24 protein-coding genes, 1 pseudogene and 1 riboswitch are annotated in these 26117 nt (G+C 58.0%); of the genes and pseudogenes, 9 read left to right on the top strand and 16 right to left on the bottom strand.

The window, feature by feature from the left end:
* Positions 1-104: 104 nt before the first annotated feature.
* The 3 genes from rpoD to rpsU form a co-directional block, all read right to left on the bottom strand.
* Positions 105-1979: an RNA polymerase sigma factor RpoD gene (gene rpoD, locus EDF82_RS15455; protein WP_255417679.1), complete on the bottom strand. Its 1875-nt coding sequence runs from the start codon at positions 1977-1979 to the stop codon at positions 105-107.
* A 119-nt stretch (positions 1980-2098) separates the two neighbouring features.
* Positions 2099-3844 (bottom strand): DNA primase, encoded by a 1746-nt coding sequence (gene dnaG, locus EDF82_RS15460; protein WP_123756415.1) that lies wholly within the window; start codon positions 3842-3844, stop codon positions 2099-2101.
* Between the two features lie 176 nt (positions 3845-4020).
* Positions 4021-4236, bottom strand: coding sequence for a 30S ribosomal protein S21 (rpsU, locus tag EDF82_RS15465; RefSeq protein ID WP_001144069.1), 216 nt, complete (start codon positions 4234-4236; stop codon positions 4021-4023).
* A gap of 255 nt (positions 4237-4491) precedes the next feature.
* On the opposite strand from rpsU, the gene tsaD reads away from it, so the two are divergent.
* Positions 4492-5505 carry a tRNA (adenosine(37)-N6)-threonylcarbamoyltransferase complex transferase subunit TsaD gene (gene tsaD, locus EDF82_RS15470; RefSeq protein WP_123756416.1) on the top strand — a complete coding sequence of 338 codons (1014 nt, stop codon included), beginning with the start codon at positions 4492-4494 and terminating at the stop codon, positions 5503-5505.
* Between the two features lie 53 nt (positions 5506-5558).
* Here the strand turns inward: tsaD and EDF82_RS15475 are convergent, their stop codons facing one another.
* The 8 genes from EDF82_RS15475 to EDF82_RS15510 form a co-directional block, all read right to left on the bottom strand.
* Entirely contained in the window at positions 5559-7166 is a 1608-nt protein-coding gene (locus EDF82_RS15475; protein WP_123756417.1) for a cytosine permease, read from the bottom strand.
* A gap of 167 nt (positions 7167-7333) precedes the next feature.
* Positions 7334-7948, bottom strand: coding sequence for an urease accessory protein UreG (gene ureG, locus EDF82_RS15480; protein ID WP_123756418.1), 615 nt, complete (start codon positions 7946-7948; stop codon positions 7334-7336).
* An 8-nt stretch (positions 7949-7956) separates the two neighbouring features.
* A complete protein-coding gene (locus tag EDF82_RS15485) occupies positions 7957-8631 on the bottom strand; it encodes an urease accessory protein UreF (RefSeq protein ID WP_123756419.1) in 675 nt (224 codons plus the stop codon).
* Complete coding sequence (gene ureE / locus EDF82_RS15490) at positions 8632-9144, bottom strand: urease accessory protein UreE (protein ID WP_123756420.1); 513 nt, start codon at positions 9142-9144, stop codon at positions 8632-8634.
* A 9-nt stretch (positions 9145-9153) separates the two neighbouring features.
* The gene (gene ureC / locus EDF82_RS15495; RefSeq protein WP_123756421.1) at positions 9154-10857 is read right to left on the bottom strand and encodes an urease subunit alpha; all 1704 of its coding nucleotides are present in this window, start codon (positions 10855-10857) and stop codon (positions 9154-9156) included.
* Positions 10850-11170, bottom strand: coding sequence for an urease subunit beta (locus tag EDF82_RS15500; RefSeq protein WP_123756422.1), 321 nt, complete (start codon positions 11168-11170; stop codon positions 10850-10852). Before EDF82_RS15500 ends, ureC begins: the two co-directional genes overlap by 8 nt.
* Before the next feature lie 9 nt (positions 11171-11179).
* Positions 11180-11482, bottom strand: coding sequence for an urease subunit gamma (locus tag EDF82_RS15505; RefSeq protein WP_123756423.1), 303 nt, complete (start codon positions 11480-11482; stop codon positions 11180-11182).
* A 9-nt stretch (positions 11483-11491) separates the two neighbouring features.
* On the bottom strand, positions 11492-12316 hold the full coding sequence (locus tag EDF82_RS15510; RefSeq protein WP_123756424.1) for an urease accessory protein UreD: 825 nt from the start codon (positions 12314-12316) through the stop codon (positions 11492-11494).
* Here EDF82_RS15510 and EDF82_RS25475 point away from each other — a divergent pair.
* Positions 12306-12390, top strand: a pseudogene (locus EDF82_RS25475) (short-chain dehydrogenase); the annotation flags it as partial. The gene EDF82_RS15510 and the pseudogene EDF82_RS25475 overlap by 11 nt on opposite strands.
* 63 nt (positions 12391-12453) lie before the next feature.
* Here the strand turns inward: EDF82_RS25475 and EDF82_RS15515 are convergent.
* Together EDF82_RS15515 and plsY are read right to left on the bottom strand one after the other, a co-directional pair.
* Positions 12454-13923: an MFS transporter gene (locus EDF82_RS15515; RefSeq protein WP_123756425.1), complete on the bottom strand. Its 1470-nt coding sequence runs from the start codon at positions 13921-13923 to the stop codon at positions 12454-12456.
* Positions 13924-14136: 213 nt separating this feature from the next.
* Positions 14137-14757 (bottom strand): glycerol-3-phosphate 1-O-acyltransferase PlsY, encoded by a 621-nt coding sequence (plsY, locus tag EDF82_RS15520; RefSeq protein ID WP_123756931.1) that lies wholly within the window; start codon positions 14755-14757, stop codon positions 14137-14139.
* Between the two features lie 230 nt (positions 14758-14987).
* Between plsY and folB the strand changes: the two genes are divergently transcribed.
* Together folB and bacA are read left to right on the top strand one after the other, a co-directional pair.
* Positions 14988-15341, top strand: a complete 354-nt coding sequence (gene folB / locus EDF82_RS15525) for a bifunctional dihydroneopterin aldolase/7,8-dihydroneopterin epimerase (RefSeq protein WP_123756426.1) — start codon at positions 14988-14990, stop codon at positions 15339-15341.
* Between the two features lie 257 nt (positions 15342-15598).
* Positions 15599-16420 carry an undecaprenyl-diphosphate phosphatase gene (gene bacA / locus EDF82_RS15530; protein WP_123756427.1) on the top strand — a complete coding sequence of 274 codons (822 nt, stop codon included), beginning with the start codon at positions 15599-15601 and terminating at the stop codon, positions 16418-16420.
* A gap of 27 nt (positions 16421-16447) precedes the next feature.
* Here the strand turns inward: bacA and EDF82_RS15535 are convergent, their stop codons facing one another.
* Both EDF82_RS15535 and EDF82_RS15540 read right to left on the bottom strand, forming a co-directional pair.
* Positions 16448-17689 carry a multifunctional CCA addition/repair protein gene (locus EDF82_RS15535; protein ID WP_123756428.1) on the bottom strand — a complete coding sequence of 414 codons (1242 nt, stop codon included), beginning with the start codon at positions 17687-17689 and terminating at the stop codon, positions 16448-16450.
* Positions 17690-17750: 61 nt separating this feature from the next.
* Complete coding sequence (locus EDF82_RS15540; protein ID WP_123756429.1) at positions 17751-18371, bottom strand: TIGR04211 family SH3 domain-containing protein; 621 nt, start codon at positions 18369-18371, stop codon at positions 17751-17753.
* A 221-nt stretch (positions 18372-18592) separates the two neighbouring features.
* On the opposite strand from EDF82_RS15540, the gene EDF82_RS15545 reads away from it, so the two are divergent.
* The 4 genes from EDF82_RS15545 to glgS all read left to right on the top strand — a co-directional run bounded on the left by EDF82_RS15545 (position 18593) and on the right by glgS (position 24686).
* On the top strand, positions 18593-19891 hold the full coding sequence (locus tag EDF82_RS15545) for an inorganic triphosphatase (protein ID WP_123756430.1): 1299 nt from the start codon (positions 18593-18595) through the stop codon (positions 19889-19891).
* A 21-nt stretch (positions 19892-19912) separates the two neighbouring features.
* Complete coding sequence (gene glnE, locus EDF82_RS15550) at positions 19913-22750, top strand: bifunctional [glutamate--ammonia ligase]-adenylyl-L-tyrosine phosphorylase/[glutamate--ammonia-ligase] adenylyltransferase (RefSeq protein ID WP_187043077.1); 2838 nt, start codon at positions 19913-19915, stop codon at positions 22748-22750.
* A 58-nt stretch (positions 22751-22808) separates the two neighbouring features.
* Positions 22809-24242 (top strand): bifunctional D-glycero-beta-D-manno-heptose-7-phosphate kinase/D-glycero-beta-D-manno-heptose 1-phosphate adenylyltransferase HldE, encoded by a 1434-nt coding sequence (hldE, locus tag EDF82_RS15555; RefSeq protein ID WP_123756432.1) that lies wholly within the window; start codon positions 22809-22811, stop codon positions 24240-24242.
* Positions 24243-24482: 240 nt separating this feature from the next.
* Positions 24483-24686 carry a cell surface composition regulator GlgS gene (glgS, locus tag EDF82_RS15560; RefSeq protein WP_123756433.1) on the top strand — a complete coding sequence of 68 codons (204 nt, stop codon included), beginning with the start codon at positions 24483-24485 and terminating at the stop codon, positions 24684-24686.
* Positions 24687-24771: 85 nt separating this feature from the next.
* Here the strand turns inward: glgS and EDF82_RS15565 are convergent, their stop codons facing one another.
* Positions 24772-25041: an accessory factor UbiK family protein gene (locus EDF82_RS15565; protein ID WP_123756434.1), complete on the bottom strand. Its 270-nt coding sequence runs from the start codon at positions 25039-25041 to the stop codon at positions 24772-24774.
* A 120-nt stretch (positions 25042-25161) separates the two neighbouring features.
* A riboswitch (FMN riboswitch) is annotated at positions 25162-25312 on the top strand.
* A gap of 105 nt (positions 25313-25417) precedes the next feature.
* On the opposite strand from EDF82_RS15565, the gene ribB reads away from it, so the two are divergent.
* A complete protein-coding gene (gene ribB / locus EDF82_RS15570; RefSeq protein WP_123756435.1) occupies positions 25418-26071 on the top strand; it encodes a 3,4-dihydroxy-2-butanone-4-phosphate synthase in 654 nt (217 codons plus the stop codon).
* Positions 26072-26117 lie beyond the last annotated feature (46 nt).

A 26117-nucleotide genomic window follows, 5' to 3' on the forward strand; every position in this document is an offset into this window, starting at 1 on the left:
GGCGAAAAGGAATGCACGAACGAAAAGCAGAAGAGGATTTTTCGCGGAAATAAAAAAAGCCAGTCGGTTGACTGGCTTTTTGTCGGATCGTTAATCGGAACCGATTAATCGTCGAGGAAGCTACGCAGCACTTCAGAACGGCTCGGGTGACGCAGCTTACGCAGCGCTTTCGCTTCGATCTGACGGATACGTTCGCGGGTTACGTCGAACTGTTTGCCGACTTCTTCCAGCGTGTGGTCGGTGTTCATATCGATACCGAAACGCATACGCAGAACTTTCGCTTCACGGGCGGTCAGGCCAGCCAGAACGTCGTGAGTGGCGGCACGCAGGCTTTCCGTGGTAGCGGAATCCAGCGGCAGCTCGAGGGTGGTATCCTCGATGAAATCACCCAGATGCGAATCTTCATCGTCGCCGATCGGCGTTTCCATGGAGATTGGCTCTTTGGCAATTTTCAGCACTTTGCGAATTTTATCTTCCGGCATCAGCATACGTTCAGCCAGCTCTTCCGGCGTCGGCTCGCGACCCATTTCCTGCAGCATCTGGCGGGAGATACGGTTGAGCTTGTTGATGGTCTCAATCATATGCACCGGAATACGGATGGTGCGCGCCTGATCCGCGATAGAGCGGGTAATTGCCTGACGGATCCACCAGGTCGCGTAGGTGGAGAACTTGTAGCCGCGACGATATTCGAACTTATCAACCGCTTTCATCAGACCGATGTTACCTTCCTGAATCAGATCCAGGAACTGCAGACCACGGTTGGTGTATTTCTTGGCGATAGAAATAACCAGACGTAAGTTTGCTTCAACCATCTCTTTCTTCGCACGGCGGGCTTTCGCTTCACCGATGGACATGCGACGGTTGATATCTTTAACCTGCTCGATGGTCAGGCCGGTTTCTTCTTCAATCTGCTGCAGTTTCATCAGGCCGCGCTGAACGTCTTCTTTCACGTCATGCAGCTTTTCAGACCACGGCTTGTTCATAGCGACAGCGGCGTTGAACCAGGTTTCGCTGGTTTCGTTGCCGGTGAACAGCGTGATGAAGTTTTTCTTCGGCATTTTGCACTGTTCAACGCACAGTTTCATGATGATGCGTTCCTGAGTACGGACGCGATCCATCATGCTACGCATGCTGCCAACCAGGTAATCGAACTGTTTCGGTACCAGACGGAACTGTTTGAACACTTCGGACAGCTTGAGAATTTCTTCCTGCGCGGCGGCGTGGCTACGACCTTTTGCTTTAATGGTGTCGCGGGTCAGTTCGTACTGCGTACGCAGTTCACCGAATTTCGCGCGCGCCAGCTCAGGGTCGATGCTGTTGTCGTCATCGCTGCTGTCGTCATCGTCGTCTTCATCTTCGTCTTCGTCGTCATCCATCTCTTCCTGAGACAGTTCAGAACCGACGTGCGTTGCGGTCGGCGCCAGATCTTCTTCAGCGTTAGGATCGACAAAGCCGGTGATCAGGTCAGACAGACGTGCTTCTTCCGCTTCAACGCGATCGTACTGCTCGAGCAGATAGGTGATGGCTTCCGGATATTCAGCAACGGAGCACTGAACCTGGTTAATCCCATCTTCAATACGTTTGGCGATGTCAATTTCGCCTTCACGCGTCAGCAGTTCGACGGTACCCATTTCGCGCATGTACATGCGCACCGGATCGGTTGTCCGTCCGATTTCAGATTCAACACTGGACAGCACCTGTGCAGCTGCTTCTTCTGCATCTTCGTCAGTGTTGTTGCTGTTTTCAGCCAGCAGTAGATCATCGGCATCCGGTGCTTCTTCCATCACCTGAATGCCCATGTCATTGATCATTTGGATGATGTCTTCGATCTGATCGGAGTCGACGATATCTTCCGGCAGATGGTCATTGACCTCGGCATAGGTCAGATAGCCTTGCTCCTTACCACGTTGGACAAGAAGCTTCAGCTGTGACTGCGGGTTTTGCTCCATAAGACGGTATCCACACTTATTTCGTTTGATTGGTGTCGACAACAAACTGCCAACATTTAAAGCGAGGGCGTACTTATATTATTGCCGCTGCGCCTCAGCGCGGCTGTCGGGGGCTTCCCGAACGATATTCGGCACTTAAGCCGTGCAATTCATTTCTTTGCCAGTTCCTGACTGATGGTCCAGAGTTCCCGGCGTTCTTCACTGCTTAAACCGTGTGTGCGGTCACGAGCTATCAACTCTTCTTGCCGCAGTTCCAGCAGTGAATCAAACATATGGTTGAGCGAGTCGGTGAAGGTTTTTTCCGCGATATCTTTATCTGCTATATCGTCCCACATCGACAGTTTTTCAAGGGTGGCGGCCTCATTTGTGCCGCGATACTGCTCTAAAAGCTGCCCGGTCGTCAGACCTGGCTGTGACAAACAGGTTTTCACCAGTTCGCTGAACAGACCCAGTCCCGGCATTTTGCGCTGATCCAGACCTTCTAAAGGTGGAACCAGCGGGGCCAGGTCCGGGTTTTGCACCAGCAGCCCTATAAGTATACGCATGGTCGTGCGTTTTAGCTGCGGTGCGGGACGCGGGGCACCACTTTCTGTCTGTTTTGGCATTAAACGTTCAAGCTGGGCGTCATCTAAAATCCCTAACTTGTTGCCTAATTCCTGACGTAAATATATGCGCAGCGTTTCGCCCGGCACCTGGGTTATCAGCGGCAGCGCCAGCGTACTGAGCTGCGCGCGCCCATCCGGGGTGCTTAAGTCGACCTGCGGCATCAGGCTGTTAAACAAAAACGTGGAGAGCGGCTGAGCCTGCTCCATCCGCGCTTCGAACGCCGCTTTACCCTCTTTACGCACCAGCGTATCCGGGTCTTCACCGTCAGGCAGAAACATAAAGCGTAGCTGACGACCGTCGGTCATGTACGGTAGCGCCGTTTCCAGCGCTCGCCAGGCGGCATCGCGGCCGGCCCGGTCGCCGTCGTAACAGCAGATGACCTGGTTGGTGGCCCGGAACAACAGCTGAATATGGTCAGCTGTGGTCGAGGTTCCCAACGACGCTACGGCATAATTGATGTCGTACTGCGCCAGCGCCACAACGTCCATATAGCCTTCGACAACCAGCAGACGGGGTGGTTCGGCGTTATCCTGCTGCGCCTCATAAAGGCCATACAGCTGGCGACCTTTATGGAAAATATCGGTTTCCGGGGAGTTCAGGTATTTCGGCAGGGCATCGCCCAGCACGCGTCCACCAAACCCAATGACCCGGCCTCGCTTATCGCGGATGGGGAACATCACCCGTTCGCGGAAGCGGTCGTAACTGCGCCCCTTATCGTTCGTAACCAGCATGCCGGCATCGATAAGCGACTGGCGGTTTTCTTGATTGCCGCCAAACCGTTTTAAGACGTTATCCCAACCGGGCGGCGCGTAGCCAATCGCGAAGCGCGCAATGACCTCGCTGCTTAAACCGCGTTTTGCCAGATACTGGCGCGCAGGGTCGGCGGCGGGGTGTGTCAGAGACTGTTGGTAAAACGCATTCAGACCGTCCATTAACTGATAGAGACTTTGCCGTTGATGGCGCTCTATCTGACTCGGCCCGCTGCCTGCTTCGTATGGCACTTCGAGGTTGTGCATGGCGGCAAGTTCTTCGACCGTCTCCACGAACTCGAGCTTGTCGTAGTTCATCAGGAAGTCGACGGCGTTGCCGTGCGCACCGCAACCAAAGCAGTGGTAAAACTGTTTTTCACCGTTGACGGTAAAAGAGGGGGTTTTTTCGTTATGGAATGGACAGCACGCGTGGTAGTTCTTGCCCTGCTTCTTGAGCTTTACCCGCGCGTCGATAAGATCGACGATGTCGGTTCGAGCCAGCAGGTCATTAATGAATACGCGTGGAATTCGTCCAGCCATAGGCCCCGTAAACTATACACATGATCCTGTAGACGGCCTCAGCGTTGACTGCGGACGTTCTGACCTGATGCTGTGTATATGCTAATGCATAAACGAAAATAAGCCGCGCATTCCTTCCGGAAGCACGGCCTTACAACTACAACTCGGTCTGAATTGAGGGCTGTGCCCTCAACAGATTAGTACAGACGAGTGCGGCGTGCGTTTTCGCGAGCCAGTTTCTTCGCGTGACGTTTCACTGCAGAAGCTTTAGCGCGCTTACGTTCGGTAGTCGGTTTTTCATAGAACTCACGACGACGAACTTCCGCCAGAACACCCGCTTTTTCACAGGAACGCTTGAAGCGACGCAGAGCTACGTCGAACGGCTCGTTTTCACGTACTTTAATTACCGGCATGTGCCTCTCACCTTTATTAATTCGGTTTGCTGCTGGCATCAACGCCAGCTTATTTCAAAATGGTGCGGAATTTTACTGCAACTACTGCTGCTTTGTAAAGCACCTGCGCCCTTTTTGAAAGGACTTTTATAAGGGTGAGGAGTATACACGAGCCTTCTTCCTGGGGCGAACAAAGTTTTACCGCGATACGCTGAGGGTATACATCAACCGGCATTGGTCCTACACTGCGCGGTATTAGAGTGAGGTAAAAAAGACATGCGTGTACTGGGTATTGAAACATCCTGCGATGAAACCGGCATCGCCATTTATGACGACGAAAAAGGGCTGCTAGCCAACCAACTGTATAGTCAGGTGAAATTACATGCTGACTACGGCGGTGTTGTGCCTGAGCTGGCTTCACGCGATCACGTGCGCAAAACCGTACCGCTGATCCAGGCAGCATTAAAAGAGGCCGGGCTGACGGCAAAAGACATTGATGCAGTGGCCTATACCGCCGGACCGGGTCTGGTTGGCGCGCTGCTGGTCGGCGCTACGGTCGGGCGCTCGCTGGCGTTTGCCTGGAATGTACCGGCGATTCCGGTGCACCATATGGAAGGCCACCTGCTGGCACCGATGCTGGAAGATAATCCGCCGGAATATCCTTTTGTGGCGTTGCTGGTTTCCGGTGGCCATACCCAGTTGATCAGCGTCACCGGCATTGGCCAGTACACGCTGCTGGGCGAGTCTATCGATGATGCCGCAGGCGAAGCCTTCGATAAAACGGCGAAGCTGCTGGGGCTGGATTATCCTGGCGGGCCGATGCTGTCTAAAATGGCGGCGCAGGGCACCGAGGGACGATTTGTCTTCCCGCGTCCGATGACCGACCGTCCGGGGCTGGATTTTAGCTTCTCAGGCCTGAAAACCTTCGCGGCTAACACCATCCGCAATAACACCGACGACGAGCAGACCCGTGCCGATATCGCCCGGGCGTTTGAAGATGCGGTGGTGGATACTCTGATGATCAAGTGCAAGCGAGCGCTGGAACAGACCGGCTTTAAACGCCTGGTGATGGCCGGTGGCGTGAGCGCGAACCGCACGCTGCGAGCGAAGCTGGCACAGATGATGACTAAGCGCGGCGGCGAAGTCTTCTATGCTCGCCCGGAATTCTGCACCGATAACGGCGCGATGATCGCCTATGCCGGGATGGTGCGTCTGCGCACCGGCGCGAAGCCTGACCTCGGGGTGACCGTGCGTCCGCGCTGGCCGCTTGCTGAACTGCCTGCGGCGTAAGCCACTCTACAGGCCGACGCTGCGTCGGCCTGTTTCTTTCCTGCTTTCCTGCGTTACTCCATACTCTTACACAGCGAGCAAATCGCGCCCTGATGCTTGTGCGAGTGCATCACGTCCGGACGTTCATACTCTTCATCACAGCTGAGACACTGGTAAACGGTGGTGGAAGCGTTGCCTTGCGCGTCGTAGCGCGGTTCGCTGATACCGTCGTCGTGCTGTTTGATGTAGTAACGGCCACCGGTAAGGATCCCCATCAGCGGGGTCATCACCAGCGCCACAACCAGGGCAATCAGCGGAGAGAATGGCGCCAGGGTCGCTCCCAGCAGGCCGAAGAAGGCGCAGATCGACAGGCCAGCGGCCAGGGCGAAAGAGACCACGCCGACCGGGTTGACGTTGTGAATCATCCCGCGACGATATTCCGGCTGCGCCGGCGCGAGCTTCAGCAGCCCCTTGTTCACGGTGATATCGGTGGCAACCACCACAACCCAGGCAATGGCAAAGTTAGAGTAGAAGCCGAGGATCCATGACAGGGCGCTGAACATATCGCCCTCCATCAGCGCCAGCGCAATCGCCAGGTTGACGATCACGAAGATAATCCGCCCCGGATAGCGTTTGGTGGTCCGTGTCCAGGCGCTGGTCCACGCCAGCGAGCCGGAATAGGCATTGGTAACGTTGATTTTAATCTGCGAAATCACCACCAGCACCACGGCCAATGTTAACGCCAGCCAGCCGGGCACCAGGTTATCAAAGACGCTGACAAACTGTTGCACCGGTTCGGTGTTGTGCACCGCCGGGAAGCGGGTCAGCAGATAGAAGCCGAGGAAGGCGCCGATGATCTGTTTAATCGCCCCCAATACGACCCAGCCCGGTCCGGCGGAAAAGACCGCCAGCCACCAGCTTTTGCTGTTCTCCGCCGTTTTTGGCGGCATAAAGCGCAGGTAATCGATCTGTTCACCAATCTGCATAATCAGCGACAGGCACACGCCGGCGCCGAGCATAATGGCGGTTAAGTCGACGTGCGCGGCGTTGTTTTTGCCGCTGAAATTCATGAAGCCGTCCACCAGGCCCGGGTCTTTGGCAATCAGCCAGGCCACCGGCACCACCATCAGCACTAACCACAGCGGCGTCGTCCAGACCTGCAGGCGGGTCAGCGCTTTCATACCGTAAATTACCAGCGGCAGGACCATCAGGGTGGCGATGAGATAGCCCATCCACAGCGGGATCCCAAGGCCAACCAGCAACCCCTGGGCCATGATCGAGCCTTCAAGGGCGAAAAAGATAAAGGTAAAACCGGCAAAGATAATGCTGGTGATCACCGAGCCAAAATAGCCGAAGCCGGCGCTACGGGTGATGAGGTCGAGGTCGATGTTGTAGCGGGCTGCGGTAATGGCCAGCGGGATCCCGGTCAGAAAAATCACCAGCGCCGCCAGCAGGATAGCGTAAATGGCGTTGGTGGTGCCCCATGCCATGCCGATGCTGGCGCCGATTGAAAAGTCCGCCAGATAGGCGATGCCGCCCAGCGCGGTTACCGCGACGACGCCCGGTCCCCAGCGACGGAAACTCAGCGGGGCGTAGCGCAGGGTATAATCTTCCAGGGTTTCCCGGGAGCCTGATGTATCGGTCTGTACAGGCAGCTCAGTTTTAATATCCAGTGATGACATCGTCATTCCTTAATGGTTAGGCATGACTATGATTAGCAAACCTTATGCCACATCCTGATGTCACATCGTGGCGCAGCGGCGGCGGGCCTGGTGGGGTGAGCGAGCGTAAAGAAAGGGCAGGGCGTGCACCATGCGGGCGCAGGCGCGTCCGCATGGTGCAGAGGATGTTATCGCAGCATGCCCTTGTCTTCGAGGAAGGCGATGATGTTGTTCAGCCCATCGCCGCTTTTCAGGTTGGTGAAGGTCCACGGGCGTTCGCCGCGCATGCGCATGGTGTCGCGTTCCATCACTTCCAGCGATGCGCCCACATACGGTGCAAGGTCGGTTTTGTTGATCACCAGGAAGTCAGATCTGGTGATCCCTGGACCGCCTTTACGCGGGATCTTTTCGCCTTCCGCGACGTCGATGACGTAGATGGTCAGATCCGCCAGCTCGGGGCTAAAGGTGGCGCTCAGGTTATCGCCGCCGCTCTCAACGAAGATCAGGTCGAGGTTACCGAACTTTTCGCTCAGCGCTTCCACCGCCGCCAGGTTCATCGAGGCGTCTTCACGGATCGCGGTATGCGGGCAGCCGCCGGTTTCGACGCCGACGATACGCTCTGGCTCCAGCGCACCGGCTTCGGTGAGGATGCGCTGATCTTCTTTGGTGTAGATATCGTTAGTAACGACCGCCAGTTGATAGCTGTCACGCATCGCTTTACACAGCGCTTCCAGCAGGGCCGTTTTCCCGGAACCGACCGGGCCGCCGACGCCAACGCGCAGCGGGTGTTTGTAATTGTTCATGCTGTCTCCTAGGAACGGAATATTCGGGAATACTGGGTTTCGTGCCGGGCGGAGGCAATCGCCGCCAGCGGCGTCGAGGAGCCGATGGCGCTGTCCGGTGCCGCAAGGGCGCTGGCCATATCCGCCGCGTAACGATCGCACAGACGTAAAATCAGCTGTTGAGCTGCCTGCTGGCCGAAGGGGACCAGCTTAACGCCCGCCATCACCGCGCTTTCGATCCAGCTGTAGCCAAGGCTCAGGGCCAGATCGGGGATGGCGATTTGCCAGCGCACGCCCAGCCAGGCTATCCCGGCGAGCTGGCTTTGCTGGCACAGCTTGCGCCAGGGCGGCGGGCAATCCGGCTGCCAGTCCGCCAGCAGCCGGGCAAATGCCGCACCGCGATTGCGCTCTTCCTCGCGCAGTTCGCGGGTTTCGCGGCAGGCCAGCAGCCAGGCGGTCCAGCGCTGGGCGGACGGTAAATCGTCCTGTTCGCAGGCGCGATACAGGCGGGCGAACAGCGGCAGATCGACGGTGAAAAAGCTCTGTTCCATCTGCTGTAGCTGCCAGCGCTCAAAGGCCGGGGTATCCGGCACCCAGCCCGCTTCCACAGCCCATTCCAGCCCCTGCGACCAGCTGTAGCCGCCGACCGGCAGGCTGCTGCTGGCCAGCTGCATCAGCCGCAGACGTTTTTCCGGCGTCGGCATTTAGTGGTTGTGCTCGTGATGGTGATGTTCGTGATCATGGCCGTGACTGTGCCCGTGACTGTGCCCGTGATGATGCCCGTGGCTTTCGCTGGCGTACGCGCCTGCTTCCGGCTCGAAGGGTAACTGGGCAAAACTCACCGCCAGGCCAAACTGACGCAGCATATCGTCCAGCACGTGGTCGTGATGAAAGCGCAGTTCGCCGGGCATGATCTGCAGCGGGACGTGGCGGTTGCCGAGGTGATAGCAGGCTTTCGCCAGCATGAACGGATCGTCGCAGCGCACCACCGATACCCCTTCATTAGCGGCGATCACTTCGATGAACTCGCTACCCTCTTCATTGCTGAGCACATCGCCACCGCGTAACAACAGCCCGCGCGGCAGCAGCAGGCCCGCTTCACGGCCATCGTTAAGGGTCACTTTGATACGGCTTTTTACCCGCACATCAATCGGCAGCGTGACGCTGGCGGTCAGCGCTGCCGCGGGAGAATCAACTCGTTGGGTCAGATAGAGCATCCGGACTCCTTAAAACAGAAAATAACGTTGCGCCATCGGCAGAACCTCTGCCGGTTCGCTGGTAATCAACTCGCCGTCGATACGGACCTCATAGGTCTGGGCGTCGACGGTGATATTCGGCTGCAGACTGTTGTGGATCATATCGGCCTTCTGCACCGTCCGGCAGCCTTTGACCACCGCCGTCGCGCTGTGCAGATTCAGGCGTTGCGCCACGCCGCCGTCTACCGCCGCCTGCGGCAGGAAGGTGAGGCGGCAGTGATGGCGGGCGCTGCCCAGAGCGCCGAACATCGGGCGATAGTGCACCGGCTGCGGCGTCGGGATCGAGGCGTTGATGTCGCCCATCGGCGCGATGGCAATCATGCCGCCCTTGATCACCGTCGCCGGCTTAACGCCGAAAAATGCCGGTGACCACAGCACGAGGTCCGCCAGTTTCCCGACTTCCACTGACCCTACTTCATGGGCGATGCCGTGGGTCAGCGCCGGGTTAATGGTGTACTTGGCGATATAGCGCTTCACGCGGAAGTTGTCGTTATCGCCACGCTCTTCCGCCAGCGGCCCGCGCTGGACCTTCATCCGGTGCGCCACCTGCCAGGTGCGCAACACCACTTCGCCCACGCGCCCCATCGCCTGTGAATCAGACGAGGTCAGCGAGAAGGCGCCGAGGTCGTGCAGGACATCTTCTGCGGCAATGGTTTCCCGGCGTATACGCGATTCGGCAAAGGCGACATCTTCGGCGATATCCGGGTCGAGATGGTGGCAGACCATCAGCATATCGAGATGTTCGTCGATGGTATTGACGGTGTAGGGCAGCGTCGGGTTGGTAGAGGAAGGAAGAATATTGGGGTGCGCGCAGGCGGTGATGATATCCGGCGCATGGCCGCCGCCCGCCCCTTCGGTATGGAAGGTGTGGATGGTCCGTCCGCCAATCGCCGCCAGGGTATCCTCGACAAAGCCAGATTCATTCAGGGTGTCGCTGTGTAACGCCACCTGGATATCCATTTCGTCGGCCACGGTCAGCGCGCAGTTGATGGTCGCTGGCGTCGCGCCCCAGTCCTCATGGATCTTCAGGCCTATCACCCCGGCGGCGACCTGCTCGCGCAGCGCTTCCGGGTTGGAGCCATTACCTTTCCCCAGCAGGCCGATATTCACCGGCAGGCTGTCTGCCGCCTGCAGCATCCGTGAGATGTACCACGGGCCGGGAGTGCAGGTGGTGGCGTGGGTCCCGGCCGCCGGGCCGGTGCCGCCGCCAACCATGGTGGTGACCCCGGAGACCAGCGCCTCTTCCGCCTGCTGCGGGCAGATCCAGTGGATATGGGTGTCCACGCCGCCTGCGGTGACGATCTTCCCTTCGGCGGCAATCACTTCGGTTGCGGCGCCGATCGGGATCGTTACGTTGGGCTGGATATCCGGGTTACCGGCTTTGCCGATGGCGAAGATCCGCCCCGCTTTGACCCCGATGTCCGCCTTGATGATCCCCCAGTGGTCGATAATCAGGGCATTGGTCAGCACCAGATCGACGCACTCATCGGCCAGCATTTGCCCCTGGCCCATCCCGTCGCGGATCACTTTGCCGCCGCCGAATTTGACCTCTTCGCCGTAGGTGGTGAGATCGTCTTCGACCTCTACCCACAGTTCGGTGTCCGCCAGCCGCACTTTGTCGCCGGTGGTGGGGCCAAACATATCGGCATAGGCCTGGCGTGAAATATCACTCATCGTGTGCCTCCAGATTACCCATCACATCGCCACGAAAACCGTACACCGCGCGGCTACCGGCAAGCGCCACCAGCTCTACTTCGCGTTTTTGCCCCGGTTCAAAACGGACCGCGGTACCGGCGGCAATATTCAGGCGATAGCCGGTAGCCTGCGCCCGGTCAAACTTCAGCGCCGGGTTAACTTCGGCAAAATGGTAATGCGAGCCGACCTGAATCGGCCGGTCTCCATGATTCTCAACGATCACGCTGCGGGTGGCACGCCCCACGTTCAGGGCGATGTGCCCCGGCTGCACCTTGTATTCACCTGGGATCATCGTGATACCTCAGATTATCGGGTTATGGACGGTGACCAGCTTCGAGCCGTCCGGGAAGGTGGCTTCGACCTGGATGTCGGGGATCATTTCGGGCACGCCCTCCATGACCTGTTCGCGGCTTAACACATGACGGCCGGTTTCCATCAGCGTCGCTACGCTGGTGCCGTCGCGCGCGCCTTCCATAATAAAGGCGCTGATCAGGGCCACCGCTTCCGGATAGTTCAGCTTGAGGCCACGGGCCAGACGACGCTCGGCGACTAAGGCGGCGGTAAACAGCAACAGCTTGTCTTTTTCTCTGGGGGTCAGTTCCATAGCGTTCTCTTAGGTCAACCAGATTCGGGGAAGAACCGGGGATTTCCCGGTCAAATGCGGGCGCATAAACTGCCAGATATCACGCATTGCCCGCTGGCAAAGTAAGTTGTCGTCACTTAAAAATCGGACCGTCAGCAGGCCGTCGGTGAGGGTGGCGCCGGCATAGTTCGCCAGCGGCGCCAGTCGGTCGCGTACGCCCTCCAGCAGGGCTTCAGTGGCAGGGTAGAACAGCAGGGTGCCGACCCACGGCTGCTCCGCCACACTGGCCAGCCGCCCATCTGCGAGGCTCAGGCGTTCGATTAGCAGCGGCGAGCCATCCATCCATACTTCAAGGCGGTTGTTGAGGCTGCCGTGGCTAAAAGTTTCGCCGATGACCGGACGACCAAGACACAGCAGATCCCAGGCGAGCAGCGTGCTGGAGGCGCTCAGGTGAAAAGCGGTGTGCAGCGTGGCCTGCGCGCCGGGAAAGAAAATAGCGTCCTGCGGCAGCCACTCCAGCGTGGCGTTTTCCGCCAGCGTCAGCGTTTGTTGCAGTCGGGCTTGTGGGCCGCTGCTGCGATAAAACTTGCTGGCGCCGGGCATGGTGATCAACGTGTGGCAGCCTTCATCGAGCGTGGCGCTAATCGTCAGCTCATCACCGCCGACGATGCCACCGGGAGGATGGAGCAAATAGAGATGGCAGGTATCTTCTTCCGGGTAAAAGGGACGCTGGACGGTAAGTGGACCGACATGGCGGGCGGAGGTCAGAACCGTTTTGCCGCTGCGATGGTGAAAGTGAAGATCCAGCGTGGCCTGCCAGCCTTTTTTATGTTCTGGTAACGCGGTGCTGTGCAATGTAGCGCCCCTGCAAAAATCAAGATAAAACAGCAGCGATGAGTATTGATCGGAGAGAAAGTATCGCGATCATATGAAAAGCTTATGAATGAAACGCGGGAAAACAGCCGCCTGCGCGACGGCTGTTCAGAGGCTGGTTATGGCGCCTGGTAATCCTCGGCGTCAATGTCGTAGCCCGAAGGCTCCCAGCGAATGGCAAGCAGCGACAGCAGGCCAATCAGCGGCGCGGCGGCGATAACCCAGAATACCTGAGTATCCAGCGCCGCAACCAGCAGCGGGAACAGGAACAGCGACAGAGTAGAGCTGCTGCGCATCAGGGTCTGGTTGAGGCCAACCCCGACGCCGCGCAGCGAAGTCGGGTAGCTCAGAGATGCAAAGGTCATGGTGTGCGCGCCGGGGCCAAAGCCCTGACCAAAAAGGAACAGGGCCAGCATGGCGACCGCCGCGATCCCTTCACCGACACCTTCCGGGCGGCCAACCAGCGCCAGGCCGAGCAGCGCCGTCAGCTGGCAGCTGTAACCGGCCAGCGACATCCTCCACGCGCCTAAGCGCGGGACCAGCCGCACGGCCAGCAGGCCACCAACGAACGCAAACAGCAGATTCAGCGCCAGCGAGATCAGAATGGTGGTCAGCATCGACTGGACAAAGAAGCTGGAGATAATGACCGGCAGGCCGAAAGCCACGGCGTTATAGGCAAAGGAGGAGACTACCGACAGCAGCGTTGCCAGGGTGGTACGCCGCAGATAGACGCCCTGGAACAGACGTAAATAGTTACTCCACTGGGCCTTTTTCACCACCGGCGCAGGGTTATCCAGCGCCTCCTGGGCCACATGGGCATTAATGTTATAGGCCTGGCGCAAAATGGAGGCCGCTTCGCGCAGGTTGCCCTGATTGGCGGCCCACACCGGGGATTCGCTCATGTAGCGGCTACGAATCGCGATGATCACCAGCGCGGGGACGGCGCCGAAGCCGAGAATGATGCGCCATAGCCAGTCGCTGTGGCTGTCCGGCAGCACGGCGTAGAAAAAGAGCACCAGCAGATACGAGATGCTGATGGCGGCATACCAGGTCGGGCACCACATGGCGACGCTGGAGGCTTTGTTGCCCGGCCCTTTGAGCTTCGCGAACTCGCTGAGGAAGGCCATCGCCACCGGCAGGTCGATCCCGACCCCAAGCCCCATCACAAAGCGGGCGGCGGTCAGGACATATTCATTGGGCGCCAGCGCACAGGCGATAGCGGCCACCACAAAGAACAGCATATCGGCCATAAAAACCCGATAGCGGCCGATTTTATCGGTCAGGTAACCCCCGATCAACGCGCCAACGATAGCCCCGAAGGTGATGGCGGATGCCACCATCCCGGTGCCCGCCGGGGTCAGGTTGAACTCGCGGGTAATATCTTTCAGGCCGAAGGCGAGGGAGCCAAGATCGTAAGCATCAAGGAAAATCCCGCCAAGGGCGATGCCGATGACAATACGCGCATTGTTGCGCCCGCTGCTGCCTTCATTAATTAACCGGGATACATCGGCGGCGCCGCGTATCCATTGGACTTCCCCGCCAGGCGAGCCGGTCGCGGTGACCGGAGCGGCATTAATTACGTCTGTCATGATGGTGTTCTGTGATGTCTGTTCAGGAGGATCAGAGTAAACAGCGCTACAGGCGGGAATAAATCACATTTGGTTATAAGACATAACTAACTGATTGTTGTGAAAGGATTATCTTCGGCGAGGTGGCGAATCAGGATGATTGGCGGTAAAACAGGGCAATTCTGTGAGATTGTCGGGGCTAACGCCGCCCGGCAACGGTAACCGGGGGCGAGATTATTTCTGCTCTGGCTTTTTTTTGTTCTTCTTCAGGCGGCCCCAGATTTTGCTTTCCTGGCGGCGCCACAAGCGCTGAATATTGTCGTGGTGGCGCAGTAGAATCAGGCACGAGAGCATCGATACCGGGAAGGTATACTGCGGTTTGAACCACCAGACATAGAAGGGGGCAATCAGCGCGCTGACGATAGCCCCAAGCGACGAGTAGCCGCTCAGCAGGATGGTCAGCAACCAGGTGCCGGCCATCACGCCGGTCAGATCCCAGCCGATAGGGGCAATTGCACCAAACGCGGTGGCGACACCTTTACCGCCGCGAAAATGAAAGAACACCGGCCAGATATGGCCCACGCAGGCCGCAATCGCGACCAGGCCCAGCCAGAACGGCGTCAGGCCGAGCGCCCAGGCACCCCACACGGGAAGCATGCCTTTGAGCACGTCAAAAATCAGAACCGTTACGGCTGCTCCTTTGCCGCCAATTCGTAGCACGTTAGTCGCCCCAGGATTGCCTGAGCCGCTATCGCGAGGGTCGGGCAGGCCAGCGAGACGACACACCAGAATGGCGCTGGAAATTGAGCCGCAGAGGTAGGCAAGGATAACCAGTCCAGGCGCGATTGCACTCATCAGCTGTTCCATTTTGAAAATGTCATTTTGTCCCCTTTACCCTTCGCGTCGCCGGCGCACCGGTGGTTCTCGTTCAGACGCAGGCCGCCTGAAACGTCGAGCCAGACCGCGTGTACCGCCGCGGAGTTCCTGCTATGCGAATTATTTTGGGGATGTCTTTGCATCTGTGGATAATACGCATAATTCGCCGGAAGTGGTATCCGGTTTAGCCAAAAAGCAGGCAGGTCGTGATGGATATTGTATTTATAGAGCAACTTTCGGTAATCACCACTATCGGGGTTTATGACTGGGAACAGACTATTGAACAGAAACTGGTGTTCGATATCGAAATGGCCTGGGACAACCGCAAAGCGGCGAGCAGCGACGATGTCAGCGATTGCCTCAGCTATGCTGACATCAGCGAGCTGGTGGTGGGGCACGTTGAAGGAGGGCGCTTTGCACTGGTCGAACGTGTGGCGGAAGAAATTGCCGATCTGCTGCTGGAAAAATTCCCGTCTCCGTGGGTGCGGATCAAAGTCAGCAAACCAGGTGCGGTGGCCCGGGCGGCCAATGTCGGCGTGATTATCGAGCGCAGCCGGGCATAATCGGGCATGGCCTTAATCTGAAATAAAACTTTTCAGGTCATATTGATTAAACAAAGGGTGTTTATACCGGTCATAGCTGGCGGTTATCGGGATACATTATTGTTATGGACTACAGGAGAGGACTCGAAATTTGAGCGGACTCCGTGTACGCTCCGATTTCCCGCGCCGTCCGTGTCCAAACTGGCCGCATCAATATCACCTGATGGAAGGGTTCAGCGTATCTGGTTTTTTCATTTTACTGTTAAAGGGTTTATGGGATGAGCGATATACACTCGCTGCTGGTGGCGGCAATATTGGGTGTGGTTGAAGGGTTAACGGAGTTTTTACCGGTTTCCAGTACCGGGCATATGATTATCGTCGGTCATCTTCTGGGTTTTGAAGGTGATACCGCGAATACTTTTGAGGTGGTCATTCAGTTAGGTTCTATCCTGGCGGTTGTCGTGATGTTCTGGCGTCGTCTGTTTGGCTTGATCGGTATTCATTTCGGCAAACCGCCGGTGCATGAAGGGCAGGGAAGCGGGCGCTTATCGCTGATTCATATTCTGTTGGGGATGATTCCGGCGGTGGTGCTGGGGCTGGTCTTCCACGATATGATCAAATCGCTGTTTAACCCGATCAACGTGATGTATGCGCTGGTGGTGGGTGGCGTACTGCTGATCGCCGCGGAAGTGTTTAAACCGAAGCAACCGCGCGCCGTGGGCATCGATGATATGACCTATCGTCAGGCGTTTGCGATTGGCTGTTTCCAGTGTCTGGCGCTGTGGCCGGGCTTCTCCCGTTCAGGGGCGACCATTTCCGGTGGGATGCTGATGGGCGTCAGCCGTTATGCGGCATCAGAGTTCTCTTTCCTGCTGGCCGTGCCGATGATGATGGGCGCCACCGTGCTGGATCTGTATAAGAGCATCGGTTTCCTCAGCGTGAGCGACATTCCGATGTTTGCCGTTGGGTTTATCATGGCGTTCATCGTGGCGCTGATCGCGATTAAAACCTTCCTGCAGCTGATTAAACGTATCTCGTTTATCCCGTTCGCCATCTACCGCTTTATCGTCGCGGCAGTGGTCTACGTGGTGTTCTTCTAAGCACTAAGCACAGGGTAAACCTGGCCCTCAGTCTTGCGGCTGAGGGCAGCGTTGTTCCTTCCACTGCGCGACGGCCAGAATCCGGCGTCGCGTCAGTTCTTCACGAATCTCCGGCCCTTTAAGCCCCAGCGCGACCACCTCTTTGGTCGACACCGACTGGGCGACATCCCAGGCTTCAAGCAGCAAACGCCCCTGCGGGTAATCGCAGGCTTCAAACCCGGTGCGTCCGCGAACATCGGCCTCGCTGGTTAGTGCAATTTGCCTGACGCGCTGCGGCTTGCGCCAGGCGTCGATATTGTCGAACAGCTTAATCAGCGTTTTGGGCTGCAGGATTGGCAGGGTGTGGATCAGGTCGTGGAACTCGGCAACCAGCTTCGCCAGATCGCGAATATCGTTTGGCACACGCAGACGGGCGCAGAGTTGCTCCACCAGCTTAACACCCGCCGGGCCGTGGCCGTGGTGGCGTGGCCACAGCGCCTTCGGCGTCAGCCCTTTGCCAAGGTCGTGGCACAGGGTCGCAAAACGCACGTCAACGTCCGGCGACAGCATTGCCGCCATCGTCAGGGTCATCAGGGTATGCAGGCCGGTGTCGATTTCCGGGTGCCATTTTGCCGGGGCGGGTACGCCGTACAGCGCGTCGATCTCCGGGAACAGCACGCCGAGCGCATGGCAATCGCGTAAGGTCTGGAAGAACACCTGCGGATTGCGGGTGCTGAGGGCGTTTTCGGTCTCTTTCCACACCCGCTCGGGCGTCAGGTGGGCCAGTTCGCCAGCGTCGGCCATCTCGCGCATCAGCGCCAGGGTCTCATCGGCAATGCGAAAACCAAGGTGGGCATAACGCGCCGCAAAGCGCGCCACGCGTAAAACGCGTAGCGGATCTTCACTGAATGCCGGGGATACATGGCGCAGCAGGCGCAGGTGCAGGTCGGACTGACCGCCGTAGGGGTCGATAATCTGGCCGTCAGCGTCCTGGGCCAGCGCATTGACCGTCAGGTCACGGCGCAGCAGATCTTGCTCGAGAGTGACATCCGGGGCGGCATAGCAGGTGAAGCCGGTGTAGCCCGAGCCGGATTTCCGCTCGGTACGCGCCAGCGCGTACTCTTCCCGGCTTTGCGGATGCAGAAACACGGGAAAATCGCGGCCTACCTGCTGGTAGCCCGCGTCAAGCAGTTGCTCAGGCGTCGCGCCCACGACAACCCAATCTTTATCTTTGACCGGTAGCCCTAATAATGCATCCCGAACCGCACCACCGACCAAATAAATCTTCACGCCCTGCTCTCCCGTATCTGCTTTGTGCAAGATGATACGTAAGTCTGGCAGAGAAGACGAATTAGTTCATCCACCGGTCTTTACGTTTACGGCTCGGAACCAGATGAGGCAACACGAGACCGAGCAGCAGGCCGATACCCAGCACGCCACCGCCGTACATAAACCACTGCATAATAATGGTGCGCTGTTTGTCATCCAGCTGGAGATTGGCGGCATTGACCTTCTTCTGGGCGACAACCAGCTCATTTTTCAGCTTTTGGTTCTCGTCTTTCAGCGCGTTGATGACGTTATCGCTGCCCGCGACTTTTTTCTGCATGTCGGCAGTGCGCTGGTTCCAGGTGGTATCGATGTTATTCAGCTTGTCGGTCAGGGTTTTCACCTGATTTTCCAGATCCGGCACGCGGGTACGCAGGCTGGGCTCGGTGCTCAGCTCTTTCAGCGGAATCCAGGCGGTACGGCCATTGCCGTCGCGGATCTGTGCATAATTGGTGCTGTCATTGGTTTGCAGCAGAGAGACTTCTTCCCCAGCGTTGATGGTGCCCTGAAGACGATAATTATCGCCAGGACCCGTACGAACCCAGGTGTTCAGTTCATCAGAAACATAGCGTTTTTCTTCTGCATGAACCGCCGTCGCGGCGCTAAGCGCCAGCACAACAAAAGTAATAAGGCGTAATTTTGGCATCAGGTCATCGTTAAGTCATAAAAAGGTGAACGATAGTAGTGGCATCGCCATAGCGACGCAAAGTTTTCTGCCACAATCGGAAACATCCAAAGGGTGGCCCGGCAAAATGCGCAATGTGCATTGCATGGCGAATCGCCGCAAAATACTATCTACTGACAAAAAATATCGGCATTAGTTCGCCGTATTTTCCCGGCAGAGCACAGAAGCGGAAGAATTCAGTCATGACTCAAGAAATCGAATTAAAATTTATCGTCTCCGACAATGGCGTAGAAGCACTGCGTCAGCACCTTAACACGCTCAATGCCCAACATACGCCTGCGGGCCAGTTGCTCAATATTTATTATGAAACCGCGGATAACTGGTTGCGTCGTCATGATATGGGGCTGCGGGTTCGCGGCGACAGCGGTCGTTACGAAATGACCCTGAAAATTGCCGGCCGGGTGGTGGGCGGATTGCATCAGCGTCCGGAATACAATATCCCGCTGGACGGTCCCGAGCTGGCGCTGGAGCGCCTTCCTGCCGAAGTCTGGCCCCAGGGGGAGCTGCCTGCTGAGCTTGTACAAGGCGTGCAGCCGCTGTTCAGCACCGATTTTGAGCGTGAAAAATGGGTGGTCAGTGAAGGTGAAAGCCAGATTGAAATCGCCCTCGATCGCGGGGAAGTGAAGACCGCTGACCATCAGGAAACGATCGGCGAACTGGAACTGGAGCTGCTCTCCGGCAAGACGGAAGATGTGCTGACGCTGGCCCGTCGTCTGCTGGAAACCGGCGTACTGCGGCAGGGGAGCCTGAGCAAAGCCGCCCGCGGCTACCATCTGGCCCAGGGCAACGCTGAGCGCCCGGTCACGGCGTTCGGGGTTGTGCAGGTCGCGGCAAAAGCCAGCGTTGAGCAGGGGCTGGAAGCGGCGCTGGAAAACGCGCTGGCGCACTGGCTCTATCATGATGAGGTCTGGAGCCGCGGCAATCCGGCGGCCAAAACCGAAATTCTGCGGGCCATCGCGCGGGTTCGTCACGCGCTGGTGCTGTTTGGCGGAATTGTGCCGCGTAAGGCTACCGCCTCGTTGCGTGAAGCGCTCAACGTGGCTGAAGCGGCGCTGGTAGAGGCCGGAAAAGACCCATCGGCGGTGTTTAGCATTGCCACGGTCAGCGCCAAACTCACGCTGACCGAATGGCTGGTGAACCGCGGCTGGCGTGAATCGTTAAATGAGGGTGCGCAGAAGAAAATCGCCGGCTCGTTTAAACGCTTTGCCGATATCCAGCTATCGCGCGCGGCTGCCGAATTAAAAAATGCGTTCCAGCAAACCCTGGGGGACGACTATGAAGGCCAGCTGCCGCGCCTCACCCGTGACATCGACAGCATTCAACTGCTGGCCGGCGCCTATGCCGACGCTGCCGCCGCCTGGCTGGAGAACTGGCTGGAAGTGCGTCGTGCCATAGAACACCGGGATCGCAGCGTCATCGATTATTTCCGCCGCCAGGCGCTGGCCGCAGAGCCATTCTGGCTGCATAGTGGCAAACGATAATTTCAGGCCAGGGAGACCCCTATAATGCCGCTTTCTTCGCAGTTACAGCAGCACTGGCAGACGGTTGTGGACCGCCTGCCAGCGGATTTTCCAGTATCGACATTAAGCCCACAGGCGCAGTCGGTGATGGCGTTCAGCGATTTCGTCGAGCAAAGCCTGGTGGCCCAGCCGCAGTGGCTGGCGGAGCTGGAAAGCGCCCCGCCCAGCGCGGAAGAGTGGCGACACTATGCCGAGTGGCTACAGGCGGCGCTGGCTGAGGCTAACGACGAAGCGGCGCTGATGCGCGAGCTGCGCCTGTTCCGCCGCCGTATTATGGTGCGCATCGCCTGGGCCCAGGCGCTGCTGTTGGTCAGCGAAGAGAGCAGTTTGCAGCAGCTAAGCGCGCTGGCCGAGACGTTAATCGTTGCCGCCCGCGACTGGCTGTATAGCGCCTGCTGCAAAGAGTGGGGGACGCCATCGAATGCCCAAGGCAAGCCTCAGCCGCTGCTGATTCTCGGGATGGGCAAACTGGGCGGCGGCGAGCTTAACTTCTCGTCGGATATCGACCTGATTTTTGCCTGGCCGGAGCATGGCTCCGCCCTCGGCGGGCGTCGGGAGCTGGATAATGCCCAGTTCTTTACCCGCCTGGGACAGCGACTGATTAAAGTGCTCGACCAGCCGACGCAGGATGGCTTTGTCTACCGCGTCGATATGCGCCTGCGTCCCTTTGGCGACAGCGGGCCGCTGGTGCTGAGCTTTGCCGCGCTGGAAGATTATTATCAGGAGCAGGGGCGCGACTGGGAGCGCTATGCGATGGTCAAAGCGCGGATCATGGGCGATAACGAAGGGACTTACGCCAACGAGCTGCGCGCCATGCTGCGGCCGTTTGTCTTCCGTCGCTATATCGACTTCAGCGTGATCCAGTCGCTGCGCAATATGAAAGGGATGATTGCCCGTGAAGTCCGCCGTCGTGGGCTGAAGGACAATATAAAGCTCGGCGCTGGCGGCATCCGCGAAATCGAATTTATCGTCCAGGTCTTCCAGCTGATCCGCGGCGGGCGCGAACCGGCGCTGCAGCTCCGGGCCTTGCTTCCGACGCTGGCCGCCATTGAAGAGCTGCATTTGCTGCCGGAAGGCGACGCCACCCGGCTGCGCGAAGCCTATCTGTTCCTGCGGCGCCTGGAAAACCTGCTGCAAAGTATCAATGACGAGCAGACGCAAACGCTGCCACAGGACGATCTCAACCGCGCCCGTCTGGCGTGGGGGATGCAGGCTGATGACTGGGAGACGCTCAGTACGCGGCTGGCGGAAAAAATGGCCAACGTGCGCCAGGTGTTTAACGAGCTGATTGGCGATGACGAAGCCCAGTCACCGGATGAGCAACTGGAAGAGTACTGGCGCGAGCTGTGGCAGGATGCGCTGGAAGAAGACGACACCAGCCCGGCGCTGGCCCATCTTGAGGATAGCGATCGCCGCAGCGTGCTGGCGCTGATTGCCGATTTCCGCAAAGAGCTGGATAAGCGCACCATCGGCCCGCGCGGGCGTCAGGTGCTGGATCAGCTGATGCCGCATCTGCTCAGCGAAGTGTGTTCCCGCACCGATGCGCCGGTACCGCTGGCGCGCATTACCCCGCTGTTGACCGGCATCGTCACCCGCACCACCTACCTTGAGCTGCTCAGTGAATTCCCCGGCGCGCTGAAGCACTTAATCAGCCTCTGTGCCGCTTCGCCGATGGTGGCCAGCCAGCTGGCGCGCCACCCGCTGCTGCTGGATGAGCTGCTGGATCCTCACACCCTCTATCAACCGACGGCTACCGATGCCTACCGCGATGAGCTGCGCCAGTATCTGCTGCGCGTGCCGGAAGAGGATGAAGAGCAACAGCTGGAAGCGCTGCGCCAGTTTAAACAGGCGCAATTGCTGCATATTGCCGCTGCCGATATCGCCGGAACGCTGCCGGTGATGAAAGTGAGCGATCACTTAACCTGGCTGGCTGAAGCGATGATTGATGCGGTGGTACAGCAGGCCTGGATGCAGATGGTGGCGCGTTATGGTCAGCCAACCCATCTGCATGACCGCCAGGGACGCGGTTTTGCGGTTGTCGGCTACGGCAAACTGGGAGGCTGGGAGCTGGGTTACAGTTCTGACCTCGATCTGGTGTTCCTCCATGACTGCCCGGTTGAAGTGATGACCGATGGCGAGCGTGAAATCGATGGCCGCCAGTTCTATTTGCGCCTGGCCCAGCGCATCATGCACCTGTTCAGCACCCGCACATCGTCGGGCATTCTCTACGAAGTGGACGCTCGCTTACGCCCTTCCGGCGCTGCCGGCATGCTGGTTACCACCGCCGATTCTTTCGCCGACTATCAGAAAAATGAGGCCTGGACCTGGGAGCATCAGGCGCTGGTGCGCGCTCGGGTGGTCTATGGCGACCCGGCGTTGCAGGAGCAGTTTGATACCATCCGTCGCGATATTCTCAGCACGCTGCGCGACGGGGCGACGCTGCAGACCGAAGTGCGGGAAATGCGCGAGAAGATGCGCGCCCACCTCGGGAATAAGCAGCGCGACCGCTTTGATATTAAAGCCGATGCCGGAGGCATTACCGACATTGAATTTATCACCCAGTATCTGGTCCTACGCTATGCGCATGAAAAACCGAAGCTGACGCGCTGGTCGGATAACGTGCGCATTCTGGAACTGCTGGCACAAAACGACATTATGGATGAAGGCGAAGCTCGGGCGTTGACCCACGCCTACACCACGCTGCGTGATGCGCTGCATCATCTGGCCCTGCAGGAACTGCCGGGCAATGTCGCCCCTGATGCCTTTACCCACGAGCGCGAGCAGGTGAGCACCAGCTGGCAGAAGTGGTTGATGGATTAACTAAAAAACCGGGTGTGCTATTATCGCGCGCAAAGTTTGCATCTCGCAGGAGAGAGTCATGAAAGTAACGCTGCCGGAGTTTGAACGTGCAGGAGTGTTGGTGGTTGGCGATGTGATGCTGGACCGCTACTGGTATGGTCCCACCAGCCGTATTTCCCCTGAAGCCCCGGTACCGGTGGTGAAAGTGGAAAATATTGAGGAACGTCCTGGCGGCGCAGCAAACGTGGCAATGAATATCGCCTCCCTCGGCGCGACCTCCCGTCTGGTCGGGCTCACCGGCATTGATGATGCTGCGCGGGCGTTGAGCAAAGCGCTGGCTGACGTCAATGTGAAGTGTGATTTCGTCTCCGTGCCGACGCACCCGACCATCACCAAGCTGCGCGTGCTGTCGCGTAACCAGCAGCTGATCCGCCTTGATTTCGAAGAAGGATTCTCTGGCGTTGACCCACAGCCGATGCATGAGCGTATTCAGCAGGCGTTGGGGACCATCGGGGCGCTGGTGCTGTCTGACTACGCCAAAGGCGCGCTGACCAGCGTTCAGACCATGATTAAGCTGGCACGTGATGCCGGCGTGCCGGTACTGATTGATCCGAAAGGCACCGATTTTGAACGTTATCGCGGCGCCACGCTGCTGACGCCGAACCTCTCTGAATTTGAAGCGGTGGCGGGCAAATGCAAAGACGAAGCGGAGATTGTCGAACGTGGCCTGAAAATCATTGCTGATTTCGAGCTATCCGCGTTGCTGGTGACCCGCTCTGAGCAGGGGATGACGCTGCTGCAGCCGGGCCGTCCGCCACTGCATATGCCGACTCAGGCGCAGGAAGTGTATGACGTGACCGGCGCCGGTGATACGGTGATCGGCGTGCTGGCGGCGACGCTTGCCTCCGGCAACACCCTGGAAGAGGCCTGCTACTTCGCCAACGCGGCGGCGGGCGTGGTGGTCGGCAAACTGGGGACCTCTACCGTATCGCCTATCGAGCTGGAAAACGCGGTCCGCGGGCGTGCCGAGACCGGGTTCGGGGTGATGAACGAAGACGAGCTGAAGCAGGCGGTAGCGGCGGCACGTAAGCGCGGTGAGAAAGTGGTCATGACCAACGGGGTGTTTGACATTCTGCATGCCGGTCACGTGTCGTATTTGGCCAATGCGCGCAAGCTGGGCGATCGCCTGATTGTGGCGGTTAACAGCGATGCATCGACCAAACGTCTGAAGGGCGAGACCCGACCGGTTAACCCGCTGGAGCAGCGCATGATCGTGCTGGGCGCGCTGGAAGCCGTGGACTGGGTGGTCTCGTTTGAAGAGGATACCCCGCAGCGCCTGATCGCCGGGATCCTGCCGGATCTGCTGGTGAAAGGCGGTGATTATAAGCCGGATGAGATTGCCGGCAGCGAGGAAGTCTGGGCCAACGGCGGCGAGGTGCTGGTGCTCAACTTTGAAGATGGCTGCTCAACCACCAATATCATCAGGAAGATTCAGAAAGATAGCGGGAAGTAATGACTGACGCCGAAGTGCCGGTAAAACGGCCGGCGGCGTAAGGAATAAGCCCGTTGAAAAGGCCTGCGATCGCGAGATCGTGGGCTTTTTTTTATTTAATCATGAGAGAAATGATTCAGCGCAATAAATAATCTATTCAGGCGCATTTTTCGTACAGAAAGCGGTAGCGTAAGTATAAATACTGAAGTCAGTAAACAGCATATGACCTAACAGAACACTCACGGTTGAAGGAGTATGCGGATGAATCATCACGAACTGTATTCAATGAAGAACTTTGATTTTCTGGCGCTGAGTTTTGCCAGAATGCGCGCACAAGGCCATAGCGTTGATCTCCAGGCCATTGTCGGCAATATGGATGAGGAACATCGTGAATGGTTTTGTCAACGGTATGAACTCTACTGCCGTCAGGTCGATGAAGAGGTTGCGTCGGAAGTTGAACACTAAGAGCACGGCCCAGGGCCAGGCAACAATGTACGCCTACCAGGGTAGGCTCTGAAGCAATAACGGGCCGCAGCGGGCCCGTTATTTTTTACGGCTTCTCTTCGACGTCCGGGGCCGCCGAGCGGCTTTCCAGATCGCTGATACGCTGTTCCAGTAAAGCCAGTTTCTCGCGGGTGCGCAGCAATACCTGAGTCTGTACATCAAACTCTTCGCGGCCAACCAGATCCAGACGGGTCAGCTGCGACTGGAGGACCTGGCGGATTTTCTTCTCCACATCATCCCCAAGATCGCGCAGGCCTTTCGGCATTGACTCATGGACCTGGCGGGCGATTTGTTCAATTTTTTTCGGGTCAATCATGGTGGTTTCCTGCTCTGGTCGATTTGTCGCTTATTGTAGTGCGAACGGCGGGCGCTATAAACCAGAAATGTTTGAAGCTTATACGTTGCCGATGATAATCAATAGCGTTATAGTTACTTCGCTTATTCTCAGGGCGGGGCGAAATTCCCCACCGGCGGTAAATCAACCATGCGTTGAAAGCCCGCGAGCGCTTTTTGCGAAAGCAGAAAGGTCAGCAGATCCGGTGTAATTCCGGGGCCGACGGTTAGAGTCCGGATGGGAGAGAGTAACGGCTCAGCCGGATTGCGATCCGCTTGCGTTGACTTTTGCCGCTTAACCGGCACTCCTAAGACTGCCCTGATTCTGGTAACCATAATTTTAATGAGGTTTATTTACCATGAATCAGACGCTCCTTTCCTCTTTTGGTACCGCTTTTGAACGTGTGGAACACGCTTTAAATGCACTGCGCGAAGGCCGCGGTGTGATGGTGCTTGATGATGAAGACCGTGAAAACGAAGGCGACATGATTTTCGCCGCCGAAACCATGACCGTTGAGCAGATGGCGCTGACCATTCGTCACGGCAGCGGCATTGTCTGCCTGTGCCTGACCGACGAACGCCGTAAGCAGCTTGACCTGCCGATGATGGTGGAAAACAACACCAGCGCCTATGGCACCGGCTTTACCGTGACCATTGAAGCCGCTGAAGGCGTCACCACCGGCGTGTCCGCCGCTGACCGTGTGACCACCGTGCGTGCGGCTATTGCCGACGGCGCAAAACCTTCCGACCTGAATCGTCCGGGCCACGTTTTCCCGCTGCGCGCGCAGCCGGGCGGCGTATTGACCCGTGGCGGTCATACTGAAGCGACCATCGATCTGGTGACCCTGGCGGGCTTCAAGCCGGCGGGTGTCCTGTGCGAACTGACAAACGACGACGGCTCCATGGCGCGTGCGCCAGAGTGCATCACCTTTGCTCAGAAACAAAATATGGCCGTTGTCACCATCGAAGACCTGGTGGCCTACCGTCGTGAGCATGAGCGTAAAGCCAGCTGATAACGACGGACGTCATCTCAAAGCCCACGCTTGCGTGGGCTTTGTT

The sequence above is a fragment of the Klebsiella sp. BIGb0399 genome (assembly GCF_003752615.1).
GTDB lineage: Bacteria > Pseudomonadota > Gammaproteobacteria > Enterobacterales > Enterobacteriaceae > Klebsiella > Klebsiella lignicola.

What these genes read in the sequence shown, in the direction of transcription:
- glgS (WP_123756433.1), top strand. Translation starts at nt 24,483, where the DNA reads ATGAATCATCACGAACTGTATTCAATGAAGAACTTTGATTTTCTGGCG.
- EDF82_RS15515 (WP_123756425.1), bottom strand. Translation starts at nt 13,923, where the DNA reads ATGACAGACGTAATTAATGCCGCTCCGGTCACCGCGACCGGCTCGCCT.
- EDF82_RS15540 (WP_123756429.1), bottom strand. Translation starts at nt 18,371, where the DNA reads ATGCCAAAATTACGCCTTATTACTTTTGTTGTGCTGGCGCTTAGCGCC.
- EDF82_RS15565 (WP_123756434.1), bottom strand. Translation starts at nt 25,041, where the DNA reads ATGATTGACCCGAAAAAAATTGAACAAATCGCCCGCCAGGTCCATGAG.
- EDF82_RS15475 (WP_123756417.1), bottom strand. Translation starts at nt 7,166, where the DNA reads ATGTCATCACTGGATATTAAAACTGAGCTGCCTGTACAGACCGATACA.
- folB (WP_123756426.1), top strand. Translation starts at nt 14,988, where the DNA reads ATGGATATTGTATTTATAGAGCAACTTTCGGTAATCACCACTATCGGG.
- rpsU (WP_001144069.1), bottom strand. Translation starts at nt 4,236, where the DNA reads ATGCCGGTAATTAAAGTACGTGAAAACGAGCCGTTCGACGTAGCTCTG.
- EDF82_RS15485 (WP_123756419.1), bottom strand. Translation starts at nt 8,631, where the DNA reads ATGCCGACGCCGGAAAAACGTCTGCGGCTGATGCAGCTGGCCAGCAGC.
- plsY (WP_123756931.1), bottom strand. Translation starts at nt 14,757, where the DNA reads ATGAGTGCAATCGCGCCTGGACTGGTTATCCTTGCCTACCTCTGCGGC.
- dnaG (WP_123756415.1), bottom strand. Translation starts at nt 3,844, where the DNA reads ATGGCTGGACGAATTCCACGCGTATTCATTAATGACCTGCTGGCTCGA.
- hldE (WP_123756432.1), top strand. Translation starts at nt 22,809, where the DNA reads ATGAAAGTAACGCTGCCGGAGTTTGAACGTGCAGGAGTGTTGGTGGTT.
- EDF82_RS15500 (WP_123756422.1), bottom strand. Translation starts at nt 11,170, where the DNA reads ATGATCCCAGGTGAATACAAGGTGCAGCCGGGGCACATCGCCCTGAAC.
- EDF82_RS15505 (WP_123756423.1), bottom strand. Translation starts at nt 11,482, where the DNA reads ATGGAACTGACCCCCAGAGAAAAAGACAAGCTGTTGCTGTTTACCGCC.
- bacA (WP_123756427.1), top strand. Translation starts at nt 15,599, where the DNA reads ATGAGCGATATACACTCGCTGCTGGTGGCGGCAATATTGGGTGTGGTT.
- EDF82_RS15545 (WP_123756430.1), top strand. Translation starts at nt 18,593, where the DNA reads ATGACTCAAGAAATCGAATTAAAATTTATCGTCTCCGACAATGGCGTA.
- ribB (WP_123756435.1), top strand. Translation starts at nt 25,418, where the DNA reads ATGAATCAGACGCTCCTTTCCTCTTTTGGTACCGCTTTTGAACGTGTG.
- ureG (WP_123756418.1), bottom strand. Translation starts at nt 7,948, where the DNA reads ATGAACAATTACAAACACCCGCTGCGCGTTGGCGTCGGCGGCCCGGTC.
- tsaD (WP_123756416.1), top strand. Translation starts at nt 4,492, where the DNA reads ATGCGTGTACTGGGTATTGAAACATCCTGCGATGAAACCGGCATCGCC.
- ureE (WP_123756420.1), bottom strand. Translation starts at nt 9,144, where the DNA reads ATGCTCTATCTGACCCAACGAGTTGATTCTCCCGCGGCAGCGCTGACC.
- ureC (WP_123756421.1), bottom strand. Translation starts at nt 10,857, where the DNA reads ATGAGTGATATTTCACGCCAGGCCTATGCCGATATGTTTGGCCCCACC.